The 13987-nt window shown below is 69.5% G+C and carries 5 protein-coding genes, 1 tRNA gene and 1 rRNA gene; 1 reads left to right on the plus strand and 6 read right to left on the minus strand.

What is annotated here, in order from left to right; genetic code table 11:
- Window positions 1–265: 265 nt before the first annotated feature.
- The 3 genes from ACWGJ5_RS14625 to ACWGJ5_RS14635 all read right to left on the minus strand — a co-directional run bounded on the left by ACWGJ5_RS14625 (window position 266) and on the right by ACWGJ5_RS14635 (window position 9559).
- A complete protein-coding gene (locus ACWGJ5_RS14625) occupies window positions 266–2995 on the minus strand; it encodes a DNA translocase FtsK (protein ID WP_453310082.1) in 2730 nt (909 codons plus the stop codon).
- Between the two features lie 124 nt (window positions 2996–3119).
- The gene (locus ACWGJ5_RS14630; protein ID WP_069778400.1) at window positions 3120–3800 is read right to left on the minus strand and encodes a response regulator; all 681 of its coding nucleotides are present in this window, start codon (window positions 3798–3800) and stop codon (window positions 3120–3122) included.
- A 299-nt stretch (window positions 3801–4099) separates the two neighbouring features.
- Window positions 4100–9559 carry a HAMP domain-containing protein gene (locus ACWGJ5_RS14635; RefSeq protein ID WP_453310083.1) on the minus strand — a complete coding sequence of 1820 codons (5460 nt, stop codon included), beginning with the start codon at window positions 9557–9559 and terminating at the stop codon, window positions 4100–4102.
- A gap of 411 nt (window positions 9560–9970) precedes the next feature.
- Between ACWGJ5_RS14635 and ACWGJ5_RS14640 the strand changes: the two genes are divergently transcribed.
- The gene (locus ACWGJ5_RS14640) at window positions 9971–12730 is read left to right on the plus strand and encodes a SpoIIE family protein phosphatase (protein WP_453310084.1); all 2760 of its coding nucleotides are present in this window, start codon (window positions 9971–9973) and stop codon (window positions 12728–12730) included.
- A 46-nt stretch (window positions 12731–12776) separates the two neighbouring features.
- Here the strand turns inward: ACWGJ5_RS14640 and ACWGJ5_RS14645 are convergent.
- The 3 genes from ACWGJ5_RS14645 to rrf all read right to left on the minus strand — a co-directional run bounded on the left by ACWGJ5_RS14645 (window position 12777) and on the right by rrf (window position 13828).
- A tRNA-Thr gene (locus ACWGJ5_RS14645) sits at window positions 12777–12849 on the minus strand.
- 84 nt (window positions 12850–12933) lie between these two features.
- Entirely contained in the window at window positions 12934–13596 is a 663-nt protein-coding gene (locus ACWGJ5_RS14650; RefSeq protein ID WP_453310092.1) for a DegT/DnrJ/EryC1/StrS family aminotransferase, read from the minus strand.
- A gap of 115 nt (window positions 13597–13711) precedes the next feature.
- Window positions 13712–13828: ribosomal RNA gene (gene rrf, locus ACWGJ5_RS14655) — 5S ribosomal RNA — on the minus strand.
- Between the last annotated feature and the right edge of the window lie 159 nt (window positions 13829–13987).

Here is a 13987-nt window from a genome sequence, read left to right on the forward strand (position 1 = left end):
CGAGCGTGTAGCCACCTGTGCTGGAAGCTCAGTCTAGGGGGGGTACGAAAGGGTGGGGCAACCGGGCGGTCGGACTTTGCCACCATAGGAATGGCCGGACATTCCTATGATTCGACAGGCAGGTACCCCATGGTGGGATGCCTATCTGTCCTTTCGCTCAACTGGACGTACGACGAAGGGAAACGGTTGCTCGCCGTTCTCTAACGGGTGGATCACGACGCACCGCCGCCCGGCGTGACCGGCGTCCGCCGGACGGCCCTTCGCCCTACTCCTCAGACTCCCCGCGAATCATGGCGAGCACGCCGTCCAGCTCTTCAGGCTTCACAAGAACGTCACGTGCCTTGGATCCCTCGCTCGGGCCCACGATGTTGCGGGACTCCATGAGGTCCATGAGCCGCCCGGCCTTGGCGAAGCCGACGCGCAACTTGCGCTGGAGCATGGAGGTCGACCCGAACTGGGTGGAGACGACCAGCTCGGCCGCCTGGCACAGCAGGTCCAGGTCGTCGCCGATGTCCTCGTCGATCTCCTTCTTCTGCTTGGTGCCGACCGTGACGTCTTCCCGGAAGACCGGGGCCATCTGGTCCTTGCAGTGCTGCACGACGGCCGCGACCTCGGCCTCGGTGACGAACGCCCCCTGCATACGGGTCGGCTTGTTCGCGCCCATCGGCAGGAACAGGCCGTCGCCCTTGCCGATCAGCTTCTCGGCGCCGGGCTGGTCCAGGATGACCCGGGAGTCGGCGAGCGAGGAGGTGGCGAAGGCCAGCCGGGAGGGCACGTTGGCCTTGATCAGGCCGGTGACCACGTCGACCGACGGGCGCTGGGTGGCGAGCACCAGGTGGATGCCGGCCGCGCGCGCGAGCTGGGTGATGCGCACGATCGAGTCCTCGACGTCCCGGGGGGCGACCATCATCAGGTCGGCCAGCTCGTCCACGATCACCAGCAGGTACGGGTACGGCTGCAGCTCGCGCTCGCTGCCCTCGGGCGGCTTGACCTTGCCGTCGCGGACGGCCTGGTTGAAGTCGTCGATGTGCCGGTAGCCGTACGCCGCGAGGTCGTCGTAGCGCAGGTCCATCTCGCGTACGACCCACTGGAGGGCCTCGGCGGCCCGCTTGGGGTTGGTGATGATCGGCGTGATCAGGTGCGGGATGCCCTCGTAGGCGGTCAGCTCGACGCGCTTGGGGTCGACCAGGATCAACCGGACGTCCTCCGGGGTCGCCCGCATCATGACCGAGGTGATCAGGCAGTTGATGCAGGACGACTTGCCGGAGCCGGTCGCACCGGCGACCAGCATGTGCGGCATCTTCGCCAGCGAGTGCATCACGTAGCCGCCCTCGACGTCCTTGCCGAAGGCGACCAGCATCGGGTCGTCGTCCTCGGCGGACTCCGCGAGGCGCAGTACGTCGCCGAGGTTGACCATCTCACGGTCGGTGTTCGGGATCTCGATGCCGACCGCGGACTTGCCGGGGATCGGGCTGATGATCCGCACGTCCGGGCTGGCCACGGCGTACGCGATGTTCTTGGTGAGCGCGGTGATCCGCTCGACCTTCACGGCGGGGCCGAGCTCGACCTCGTAACGGGTGACCGTCGGGCCGCGGGTGAAGCCGGTGACGGCGGCGTCGACCTTGAACTCGGTGAAGACCTGGGTGAGCGAGGCGACGACCGCGTCGTTCGCCTCGCTGCGCGCCTTGCCGGGCCCGCCGCGGGTGAGCATGTCCAGCGACGGCAGCGAGTAGGTGATGTCCCCGGAGAGCTGGAGCTGCTCCGCGCGCGGCGGCAGGTCGCGCGGCTCCTCGGGGGCCTGCTTGGTCAGGTCGGGGACGACCCCCGCCTTGAGCTTCTCCTGCTTGGGGCGGGCGGCCGGGACCGGCGCCGGGGCGGGCTCGGGGGCCGGCGCCGGCGTGGGCACCGGCGTGGTCTCCTCGCGGTCGCCGACGCTGACGCCCTGGGTGAGGTCGGCCACCAGCGGGGAGGGCGGCATGCCGTGCAGCACCGCGCCGTCGAGCGCGGCGGCCGCGGCCGCCGCGACGTCCACGGCGTCCATCCGGCGCTGCGGATCCGGCTGGGGCACCGCGGAGCGCCTGGGGCGGCCACGGCGCTGCGAGAGGGCCTCCTCCTCGGCGCTTTCGGGGTCGTACGTCCGGGGAGCGGATGAGCGCTTGCGGGGGCGCGCGGGCAGCGCCTCGCGCCACTGGTCGTCGTAGCGCTCGTCGTCCTCGGTGTACTCCTCCGCCTCGTGGTCGTGCAGCACGCCCAGGCGGACGCCGAGCGCCCGCAGCCGCTGCGGGACGGCGTTGACCGGCGTGGCGGTGACCACGAGCAGCCCGAAGATCGTCAGCAGCACCAGCAGCGGTACGGCGAGCGCGTCGCTCATGCTGTACGTCAGCGGGGTGGCCGCCGCCCAGCCGATGAGGCCGCCGGCGTCCCTTATGGCCTGCATGCCGTCGCTGCGCGCGGGCGAGCCGCACGCGATGTGGACCTGCCCGAGCACGCCGATGACGAGCGCGGACAGGCCGATCACGATCCGCCCGTTGGCCTCGGGCTGCTCCGGGTGCCGGATGAACCGTACGGCGATCACCGCGAGCAGTATCGGCACCAGCAGGTCGAGCCGGCCGAAGGCGCCCGTGACGAGGATCTCCACGAGGTCGCCGACGGGACCCTTCAGGTCGGCCCAGGTACCGGCGGCGACGATCAGCGCGATGCCGAACAGCAGCAGCGCGATGCCGTCCTTGCGGTGGGCCGGATCGAGGTTCCTCGCGCCCTGCCCTATGCCGCGGAAGACGGCGCCGACGGCGTGCGCGAGGCCCAGCCAGAGGGCGCGCGCGAGCCGGTACACGCCCCCGGTGGGACTGGGCGCCGGCTTCGGCGGCGCCGCCTTTCTGGCCGGGGCCTTCTTGGCGGGCGCCTTCTTCGCTGCGGCCTTCTTCGCCGGAGCCTTCGCGGGAGCAGCCGCCTTCTTCGCGGGCTGCTTCTTGGCTGCGGAGGGACGTGAGGCCATGGGTGTGAGATTACCGGGGGAGACGACAGCGGACACGTGTGCCCACAGCTTCACCCGTTCGTGTCGCCCTTGACGGAGACCGGAACTGACGCACGCTCATCGGCAACCGCCGCCCGGGGGTACGTCAGTTCTGCGCCGGCACCGACGAGCCGCCGGGGCCGGCACCCGGCTCCAGGGCGTCGAGGGCGCGCCGCAACCCGGTGAGTTTGCGCTCCAGATGGGCCGCCGTGGCCACCGCGGCCGCGTCCGCCGAATCGTCGTCCAGCTGCTTGGACAGCGCCTCGGCCTGCTCCTCGACGGCCGCGAGCCGCGCGGACAGCTCCGCGAGCAGCCCGGCGGACTCCTTGCCGCCGACCGCGCCCTTGCCGCCGCCCTCCAACTGCAGCCGCAGCAGCGCCGCCTGCTCCCGCAGCTGGCAGTTCTTCATGTACAGCTCGACGAACACCGAGACCTTCGCGCGCAGCACCCACGGGTCGAAGGGCTTGGAGATGTAGTCGACCGCGCCCGCCGCATAGCCCCGGAAGGTGTGGTGCGGGCCGTGGTTGATCGCCGTGAGGAAGATGATCGGGATGTCCCGGGTCCGCTCGCGCCGCTTGATGTGCGCGGCGGTCTCGAACCCGTCCATGCCCGGCATCTGGACGTCGAGCAGAATGACCGCGAAATCGTCCGTGAGCAGTGCCTTGAGCGCTTCCTCCCCGGACGATGCCCGCACCAGCGTCTGATCGAGCGCCGAGAGGATCGCCTCCAGCGCCAGCAGATTCTCCGGCCGGTCATCGACCAGGAGGATCTTGGCCTTCTGCACCATGGCCCGCCCTCCTCGCCCCGGCGGTACACCGGGCGCCGCCCCAGGGGACGACTCCGTTTCGCCGCCCGTCCTTGTGCCGGTCATCGTAGCCGCACCCCGCCTGTCGCCACACCCTGTCACCGCGATGTCACTGTGCACGTACCGGAAACGCGGCGGGGGCCGGGATGGTTCCCGGAATCCGGCATTCCCATACGTTCGCACGCCACCTTAAGTCGAACGTTCGCCATCACCTCAAGTGGGCAACTCCCGACCCACGCCAAGGGTTCCCGGTGTGTTCACATCCGGGCGGCCGGATCTCGTCACTTTCCACCCATCCACTGCTGCATCACGGCCAGCAGATGATCCGGGTCGACCGGCTTGGTCACGTAGTCGGAGGCACCGGACTGGATCGCCTTCTCCCGGTCGCCCTTCATCGCCTTGGCGGTCAGTGCGATGATCGGCAGCCCGGCGAACTGCGGCATCCTGCGGATCGCCGTGGTCGTGGCGTACCCGTCCATCTCCGGCATCATGATGTCCATCAGCACGACCGCCACGTCGTCGTGCTGCTCCAGCACCTCGATGCCCTCGCGGCCGTTCTCGGCGTACAGCACCGAGAGACCGTGCTGCTCCAGGACACTGGTCAGGGCGAACACGTTGCGGATGTCGTCGTCGACGATCAGCACCTTCTCGCCGCCGAACCGCACACCGCGCGCGGAGTGCGGCGTGCTCTCCTGCTCGGGCATCGCCGCCCAGTGCTCCGGCCGCTGCTCGCCCTGCGGCAGACCCCGGCGCCGGCGCCGGAAGAGCGCCGCCGGGCCGTTCTGCGTCTCGCGGTACGACTTCACCTCGGCCGGGGTCTCGATCTCCACGGCGGACAGCTCCGAGGACCGCTCGGCCTCGGAGGCCAGCAGCTCCCCCGCCTCCAGCGGGGCCACGGACTGCTGGTAGCCCTGCGGCGGCAGTTCGCTCGGGTGCAGCGGCAGGTACAGCGTGAACGTCGAGCCGCGGCCCGGTTCGCTCTGCGCGTGGATCTCACCGCCGAGCAGCTGCGCGATCTCCCGGGAGATCGACAGGCCGAGGCCGGTGCCGCCGTACTTGCGGCTGGTCGTGCCGTCCGCCTGTTTGAACGCCTCGAAGATCACCCGCATCTTGCTGGCCGCGATGCCGATGCCGGTGTCCGTCACCGAGAACGCGATCAGCGGCGCGTCCGGATCGGTCAGCGAGCCGGCCTCCAGCAGTTGCTCCCGGATGCCCATCGGCACGTCCGCGCCGGTCGGCCGGATGACCAGCTCCACCGACCCGGAGTCGGTGAACTTCACCGCGTTCGACAGCAGGTTGCGCAGCACCTGCAGCAGCCGCTGCTCGTCGGTGTGCAGGGTCGCGGGCAGCTCCGGGGAGACCCGTACGGACAGATCCAGGCCCTTCTCCGCGGTCAGCGGGCGGAAGGTGGCCTCCACGTAGTCCACGAGCTGTACGAGCGCGATACGCGTCGGGGAGACGTCCATCTTGCCCGCCTCGACCTTCGACAGGTCGAGGATGTCGTTGATCAGCTGAAGCAGGTCGGAACCGGCGCCGTGGATGGTCTCGGCGAACTCCACCTGTTTGGGCGAGAGGTTGCCCTCGGCGTTGTCGGCGAGCAACTTGGCCAGAATCAGCAGCGAGTTGAGCGGCGTACGCAGCTCGTGCGACATGTTGGCGAGGAACTCGCTCTTGTAGCGCATCGACACCGCGAGCTGCTCGGCACGCTCCTCCAGGACCTGCCGGGCCTCCTCGATCTCGGTGTTCTTCACCTCGATGTCGCGGTTCTGCCGGGCCAGCAGCTCCGCCTTCTCCTCCAGTTCGGCGTTGGAGGCCTGCAGCGCCTTCTGCCGGTTCTCCAACTCGGCCGACCGCTCCCTCAGTTGCTCGGTCAGCTCCTGCGACTGCTTCAGCAGCAGCTCGGTCTTGGTGTTGACCGAGATGGTGTTGACGCTCGTCGCGATCATCTCGGCGAGCTGGTTGAGGAAGTCCTTCTGGATCTGCGTGAACGGCGTGAAGGAGGCCAGCTCGATCACGCCGAGGACGTTGCCCTCGAACAGCACCGGCAGCACGATCACCTGCGCCGGCGGGGCCTCGCCGAGGCCGGAGGAGATCCTCAGATAGCCGCTCGGCGCGTTCTCCACCAGGATCGTGCGCTTCTCCTCGGCGGCCGTGCCGACCAGCGCCTCACCGGGCCGGAACGACGTCGGCATGGAGCCCATCGAGTAGCCGTACGAGCCCAGCATCCGCAGCTCGTAGTTGTCCTCGCCGTCGGCGGCGTCCTTGCCCTCCATGAGCGGCATCGCCACGAAGAACGCGCCGTGCTGCGCGGACACCACCGGCGTCAGCTCGCTCATGATCAGCGAGGCCACGTCCTCCAGGTCCCGGCGGCCCTGCATCAGACCGGAGATACGGGCCAGGTTGCCCTTGAGCCAGTCCTGCTCCTTGTTGGCGATCGTGGTGTCACGCAGGTTGGCGATCATCTTGTTGATGTAGTCCTGCAGTTCCTGGATCTCGCCGGACGCGTCGACGTCGATCTTCAGGTTCAGGTCGCCACGGGTCACCGCGGTCGCCACGCGCGCGATGGCACGCACCTGCCGGGTCAGGTTCCCGGCCATCTCGTTCACCGACTCGGTGAGGTCCCGCCAGGTGCCGTCGACGTCACGCACGCGTGCCTGGCCGCCGAGCTGTCCTTCCGTGCCCACCTCGCGGGCCACGCGCGTGACCTCCTCGGCGAAGCTGGACAGCTGGTCGACCATCGTGTTGATCGTCGTCTTCAGCTCGAGGATCTCGCCGCGCGCGTCAATGTCGATCTTCTTCGTCAGGTCACCCTTGGCGATGGCCGTGGTGACCATGGCGATGTTCCGCACCTGACCGGTCAGGTTGGACGCCATCTGGTTCACGGACTCGGTGAGGTCCTTCCAGGTGCCGGCCACACCCGGTACGTGCGCCTGGCCGCCCAGGATGCCGTCCGTGCCCACCTCACGGGCCACCTTGGTGACCTGGTCGGCGAACGAACTCAGCGTCTTGACCATGATGTTGATGGTGTCGGCGAGCTGGGCGACCTCGCCGCGCGCCTCGATCGTCACCTGGCGCGTCAGGTCGCCGTTGGCGACGGCCGCCGCGACCTGGGAGATGTTCCGCACCTGCATGGTCAGGTTGTTGGCCATCAGGTTGACGTTGTTACTGAGGTCCTTCCAGATACCGGTGACGCCCGGCACATGGGCCTGACCGCCCAGGATGCCCTCGGTACCCACCTCACGGGCCACCCGGGTCACCTGCTCGGCGAAGCTGGACAGCTGATCAACCATGGTGTTGACCGTCGTGACGAGCTCAAGGATCTCGCCCTTGGCGTCAACAGTGATCTTCTTCGACAGGTCACCCTTGGCAACCGCGGTCGTGACCTCGGCGATGTTGCGCACCTGGATCGTCAGGTTGTTCGCCATGAAGTTCACCGACTGCGTGAGGTCCTTCCAGGTGCCGGAGACACCCTGCACCTCGGCCTGACCGCCGAGCATGCCCTCCGTACCCACCTCACGCGCCACACGCGTGACCTCCTGGGCGAACGACGACAGCTGGTCCACCATCGTGTTCAGGGTGTTCTTCAGCTCCAGGATCTCGCCCCGCGCGTCCACGGTGATCTTCTGGGAGAGGTCACCGCGGGCCACTGCGGTGGCGACCTGCGCGATGTTGCGCACCTGGGCCGTCAGGTTGCCGGCCATGCCGTTCACGGAGTCGGTCAGGTCCCGCCACACACCGGCCACACCGGGCACCTGCGCCTGGCCGCCGAGCCGCCCTTCCGTACCCACGTCACGCGCCACCCGGGTCACCTGGTCGGCGAAGGCGGACAGCTGATCAACCATCGTGTTGATCGTGTTCTTCAGCTCAAGAATCTCGCCGCGCGCGTCAACGTCGATCTTCTGCGACAGGTCGCCGCGTGCCACCGCCGTCGTCACCTGGGCGATCTGCCGCACCTGGGACGTCAGGTTGCCGGCCATGAAGTTGACGGAGTCCGTCAGCTCCTTCCAGGTGCCCGACACGCCGTCCACCCGGGCCTGACCGCCCAGCCGGCCCTCCGTACCCACGTCCCGGGCCATCCGCGTGACCTGGTCGGCGAAGCTCGACAGCTGGTCCACCATCGTGTTCACGGTGTTCTTCAGCTTCAGCATCTCGCCGGAGACGTCGACCGTGACCTTCTGGGACAGGTCACCGTTGGCCACCGCCGTGGTCACCTGGGCGATGTTGCGCACCTGCCCGGTCAGGTTGCGGAACGCGGTGTTGACGGAGTCGGTCAAGTCCTTCCACGCACCGGCCGCACCGGGCACCTGCGCCTGACCGCCCAGCTCGCCCTCGACACCGATCTCCCGCGCGACCCGCGTCACCTCGGCGCCGAACGCCGACAGCTGGTCCACCATGCCGTTGACGGTGTTCTTCAGCTCCAGCATCTCGCCGGCCACGTCGACCGTGACCTTCTGCGACAGGTCACCGTTGGCCACGGCGGTCGTCACGGTCGCGATGTCCCGCACCTGGATGGTCAGATTCCGGAAGACCGTGTTGACGGAGTCCGTCAGGTCCTTCCACGTACCGGCGGCGCCCGGCACGTTCGCCTGGCCGCCCAGCCGGCCCTCCGCGCCGACCTCGTTCGCCACGCGCGTGACCTCGTCCGCGAAGATCCGCAGCGTCTCGGTCATCTGGTTGATCGTCTCGGCGAGCTGCGCCACCTCGCCCCGCGCCGGAACCGTCACCTTCTGCGACAGGTCACCGCTGGCGACCGCCGTCGTGACCTGTGAGATCCCGCGCACCTGAGCGGTCAGGTTGCCCGCCATCGTGTTGACGGAGTCGGTGAGCTCCTTCCACACGCCGGCCACGCCCGGCACCTGCGCCTGACCGCCCAGGATGCCCTCGGTGCCCACCTCACGGGCGACCCGGGTCACCTCGACGGAGAAGGACGACAGCTGCTCCACCATCGTGTTGACGGTGTTCTTCAGCTCCAGCATCTCGCCGGCGACCTGCACGGTCACCTTGCGTGACAGGTCACCCCGGGCCACGGCCGTCGTCACCAGCGCGATGTCGCGCACCTGGGCGGTCAGCTGCCGCGCCATGGTGTTGACGGACTCGGTCAGGTCCTTCCATGAACCCGACATACCGCGCACCCGGGCCTGGCCTCCGAGCTTGCCCTCGGTGCCGACCTCGCTGGCCACGCGCGTGACCTCGTCCGTGAACGTCGACAGCTGGTCGACCAGGTTGTTGACGGTACGGCCGACCTTCAGGAACTCGCCCCGCAGCGGATGCCCGGTGCCGCCGTCCAGGGCCTGCGTGCGCAGCTCCATCCGGGGCGACAGATCACCCTCGGCGACCGCCGTGAGCACCCGGCCGACCTCCGACACCGGCCACACCAGGTCGTCGACGAGCGCGTTGGAGGCGTCGATCGCGGACGCCCAGGAGCCCTCACAGGCCCCCGTCTCCAGCCGCTCGGTGAGTTTTCCCTCACGACCGACCATGCGCCGCACCCGGGACAGCTCACCGGTCAGATGCAGGTTCCGGTCGGCCACCTCGTTGAAGACGGCCGCGATCTCCGACATCACGCCGTCACCGGAGACCGTGAGCCGCTTGCGGAAGTTCCCGTCGCGCATCGAGACGAGAGCCGCCAGCAGCCGGTTCAGGGCAGCCGTGTCCACGGCGGTGGTGTCGCCGCGCTTGCCCAGGGACGGTCCGCCTTTCGCGCGCGTCTTCGTGCCACGCGTCGCCGCGCCAGACTCCACTGTGTCCCTCCCGGAGGGGTAGACCGTTACTGCTGTGCTCGACCGCTTCGGCCCGGCATGCCCGTCATCGGCATACCGGATACTTCCGCGTACCGGTTACTGCTGCGTATTTCTGCCAGACGAGATCCGGCCACACCAGAGGCTGCTGCCCGCCGTACACGGAACACACGCAGGCTGACCCGACCTTCATCAGAAGCTTGCCCAGTGTTTCACCCCGGCCCAACCAGGCCATAACAGTTCGGCAGCTTCGCACATCGTCCGCACACCCCTCGGGGGGTAAACACCGGCGACCGGCATCCGCTCGGACGGCGAAGGTAAGTAACCTTGCATGCGGCTGTCCAGCCGCACCGGTGCGACCGGCCTGGGCGGTGGCACGAGAACGAGCGGGCATCGGAGGGGCGGCCGCAGACCATGACCACCGGAGTCATCCCCGGGGGACAGCCCCCGGAGCCACAGCCGGCAGGCGAGCTGTTGCCTCAGCAGCGCAGCGAGCCGGCCGGCCAGGCAGCCCTGCCCGTCGACAACAGGCCGAGGAGTTCTGTGATCACCGCGCGCGCGGCCGCCACCTTCGAGCCCGTCGGGCGATCGGTCGCGACCGCCCGGTCCTTCGTCCGCGACACCCTCCAGGGCTGGGGCTTCGCCGACATCGTCGACGACGCCGTGGTCCTCACCAGCGAGCTGGTGACCAACGCGGTCGTCCACGCGGGCACGCACGCGGAGGTCCTGTGCCTGCGCGCCGAGGACGGCGTGCGCATCGAGGTCTCCGACCGCTACCCCGAGCGCGAGGTCCCCCTCCAGAACGCCGCGGCCACCATGGGCAGCCCCGACCGCGAGGGCGGCCGCGGCCTGCAGCTGTGCGCGGCCCTGGCCACCCGCTGGGGCGTCGACTACACGCCCACCCACAAGAACGTCTGGTTCCAGCTCAACCTCCCCGAACGCCCGGTCGGCACCCGCACCGCCGGCCCGTCCCTCCCCGCCGACCTGCTCCCGCTGGCCGACGGCCGGGTCCGCGTCGCCGTCATCCAGGTCGACCGCAAGGGCGCCATCACCTCCTGGAACGAGGACGCCGAAGAACTGTTCGGCTATCCGGCCGCCGAGGCCATGGGCAGGCCCCTCACCGAGCTGGCGGCCTGGCCGCACACCCCGGGCACCAGCACCGGCGTGGCCGAGGCCCTGCAGCTCTCCCGCTGGGAGGGCAGCTACGGCATCCGCGGCGCCGACGGCCGGGTCGCGTCGGTCTACGCCTCGCATCTCAGGGTCCGCGACACCGGCGGCGAACCCTCCACCGTCTGTCTCCTGGTCCGCGAGCACGAGCGCGCCGTACTCCAGACCCCGCCGCGCGTCCCGGCCGGCGACCAGAGCCAGTCCTCCGACGGCCAGGGCGCCGACCCCTTCGAGGTCTTCATCGGCTCCCCCGCCCCGGACGACCTCGACGGCCTCCTGCAGCGCACGGTGGAGCGCGCCCGCGACATGCTCGACGGCGACTCCGCGTTCCTGCTGCTGGCCACCGACGACGAGACCGAGCTGGAGGTCCGCGCCTCCACCGGCCTGCCCTCCGCCCGCCAGCGCTTCGCGCGCGTGCCGGTCGAGGCCGGCCCCGGCCGCTACGGCTCCGCACGCATGCCCGCCGTCCACGACGACCTCACCGCCGTCCCCGGCGCCGTACCCCTGCTGTCCGGCACCGGCATGCGCTCGGTCGTCACCGTCCCGCTGAAGGTCGAGGGCCGCCTCACCGGCTCCCTCGGCGTCGCGGCCGAGGCGCCGGGCCGGTACTCCAACGAGGAGGCGCTGCGCCTGCAGTTCGCCGCCGACCGGATCGCCCTGGCCGTCGAGTCGGCCCGCCTCGGCGAGCTGGAGCGGCTGCGCCGCGGCTCCCTGAGCTTCCTGGTCGAGGCCTCCGACCTGCTGGCGGGCACCCTGGACCGCGACCAGACGCTGGCCCTGATGGCCCAGATGACGGTCCCCACGCTGGCCACCTGGTGCGCCGTCTATACGATCGCCGACCAGGCCTCCGAGCCGTATCTGTCGTACGTCCTGCACGAGGACGAGGAACTCATCGACGGCATCAAGGCACTGCTGTCGAAGGTCCCGCCGCCGGACCCGGTACCGACCCCCGGCGCCCGGGTCTGGACGACCCCGGGCGAGGTGGCGCACCAGGCAGCCCTGCGCAGCTCCATGCGCAGCCTCGGCCTGTCCGGCGGGCCCACGCGCCAGATCTCCTCGGGCATCGGCCCGACCCTCGCCACGGCCTCCGCGGTCGGCGGCGAGACGGTCGTCCTGCCCCTCGTGGCCCGCAACCGCGTCATCGGCATGCTCGTCCTGGGCAAGCCCACCGACGAACACTTCCGCCAGGAAATCCTCGAACTGGCCGAGGACCTGTCCCGCCGAGCCGCGCTCGCCCTGGACAACGCCCGCCTCTACTCGGAGCGCACGGCCATCAGCCAGGCCCTCCAGCGCAGCCTGCTCCCGCCCGGCACCCCGAACATCGACGGCGTCGAGGTCGAGGTCATCTACCGCGCCGCCGGCGAGGGAAACGAGGTCGGCGGCGACTTCTACGACCTCTTCCCGATCGGCAACGGCGCCTACGGCTTCGCCATCGGCGACGTCTGCGGTACGGGCCCGAACGCGGCGGCGGTCACCGGCCTGGCCCGGCACGCCCTGCGTCTGCTGGCCCGCGAGGGCCTGTCCGGACCGGCGGTCCTGCAGCGTCTGAACTCCGCGATCCTCGACGAGGGCGACCGCAGCCGCTTCCTGACCCTGCTCTACGGCGAGATGCGCCCGCAGGAGGACGGCAGCGCCGAGCTCAAGGTGGTCTGCGCCGGCCATCCGCTTCCGCTGCGCCTGCGCCAGGACGGCACGGTGACGCCGGCCGCCGAGCCGCAGCCGCTGCTGGGCGTGATCGAGGACCTGGAGCTGCACGAGGAGACCGTCACCCTCGATCCCGGTGACGTGCTGCTCTGCGTCACGGACGGCGTCACGGAACGCCGTGAGGGCTCGCGCATGCTGGGCGACGACGGCCTCGCCGACGTCCTCACCACCTGCACGGGTCTGACGGCGGGCGCGGTCGCGGCACGCATCATGCGGGCGGTGGAACGCTTCGCGTCGGACGCCCCGTCGGACGACATGGCGATCCTGGCGATGCGCGTCCCGGGAATCCACAAGGACGCGTGAGAGCATGAGAAAGACCCCGCCCGAAAGGGCGGGGTCTTTCTTGCTGAGCCCCCAAACGGAATCGAACCGTTGACCTTCTCCTTACCATGGAGACGCTCTGCCGACTGAGCTATAGGGGCCTGTCGTTTCCGAGGTTTCCCTCGCGGCGACGAAGAAACTCTACCCCGAGCAGGCCCGAGTTCCCAAATTCGTTCGGAACCCACTCAGTAGGCGGGCTGCAGCAGTCCCCCGAGCGCATTGCACGCGGACACGATCCGCTGCATCTCCCGCTTGGTGAGCGCTGCGTCCACGGGCAGCGTCAGCGTCTCGTCGGCGGCCAGCTCGGTCTGCGGCAGGGACACGCAGCGGCGGAACTCCGGCAGCCGGTGCACGGGCGTCTTGACCGGCACCCGGCACTCAACTCCCTTGGCCCGCAAGGCCATCGCGAAGGCGTCCCGGTCCGGCCGGCCGTTGCCCGGCACCCGCACGACATACTGCTGGTAGGTGTGCCCGTCACCTCCGTCGGGCGTCCGTACGCCCTTGAGCTTGCCGTCGAGGTAGGCGGCCCGCTCCCTGCGCTGCGCTATCTCGTCGTACGGCACCTCGGACTCGCCCTGCTCCAGCACCAGCACGCCGTGCCGCTGCCCGAGCCCGTGCAACCGCCGCAGGTCGGCCTGCCGTCCGAAGCGGTGTACGACAACGACCGCGGCGGTACACGGAGTTACGGCTGCCTCGACAGCGCCGGGGTCGAGGCAGTAGGTCACCGGGTCTATGTCGGCGAACACCGGCTGCGCACCGGCCAGGGTCACGGCCTCGGCGACTTCGACGTTCCCGAAGGCGGGTACGACGACCTCGTCACCGAGGCCGACGCCGGCGACCCTGAGCATTGCAGCAGTTCCCATGTGCTGGATGCTGGGTGCGCGACATGAACGACACGTTAAGGAAAACGTAAAAAGGCCGGACCCCGAACCGAAGTTCAGGATCCGACCTTTTTGAATAATTGTTCGGCGGTGTCCTACTCTCCCACAGGGTCCCCCCTGCAGTACCATCGGCGCTGTGAGGCTTAGCTTCCGGGTTCGGAATGTAACCGGGCGTTTCCCTCACGCTATGACCACCGAAACACTATGAAACTGTGAACGCCGCACCACCCTCACCGGGCGGGGCTGTTCGTGGTTTCAGAACCAACACAGTGGACGCGAGCAACTGAGGACAAGCCCTCGGCCTATTAGTACCGGTCACCTCCACCAGTTACCTGGCTTCCAGATCCGGCCTATCAAC

The sequence above is a fragment of the Streptomyces sp. NPDC054783 genome (assembly GCF_053611725.1).

What these genes read in the sequence shown, in the direction of transcription:
- ACWGJ5_RS14625 (WP_453310082.1), bottom strand. Translation starts at nt 2,995, where the DNA reads ATGGCCTCACGTCCCTCCGCAGCCAAGAAGCAGCCCGCGAAGAAGGCG.
- ACWGJ5_RS14650 (WP_453310092.1), bottom strand. Translation starts at nt 13,596, where the DNA reads ATGCTCAGGGTCGCCGGCGTCGGCCTCGGTGACGAGGTCGTCGTACCC.
- ACWGJ5_RS14640 (WP_453310084.1), top strand. Translation starts at nt 9,971, where the DNA reads ATGACCACCGGAGTCATCCCCGGGGGACAGCCCCCGGAGCCACAGCCG.
- ACWGJ5_RS14630 (WP_069778400.1), bottom strand. Translation starts at nt 3,800, where the DNA reads ATGGTGCAGAAGGCCAAGATCCTCCTGGTCGATGACCGGCCGGAGAAT.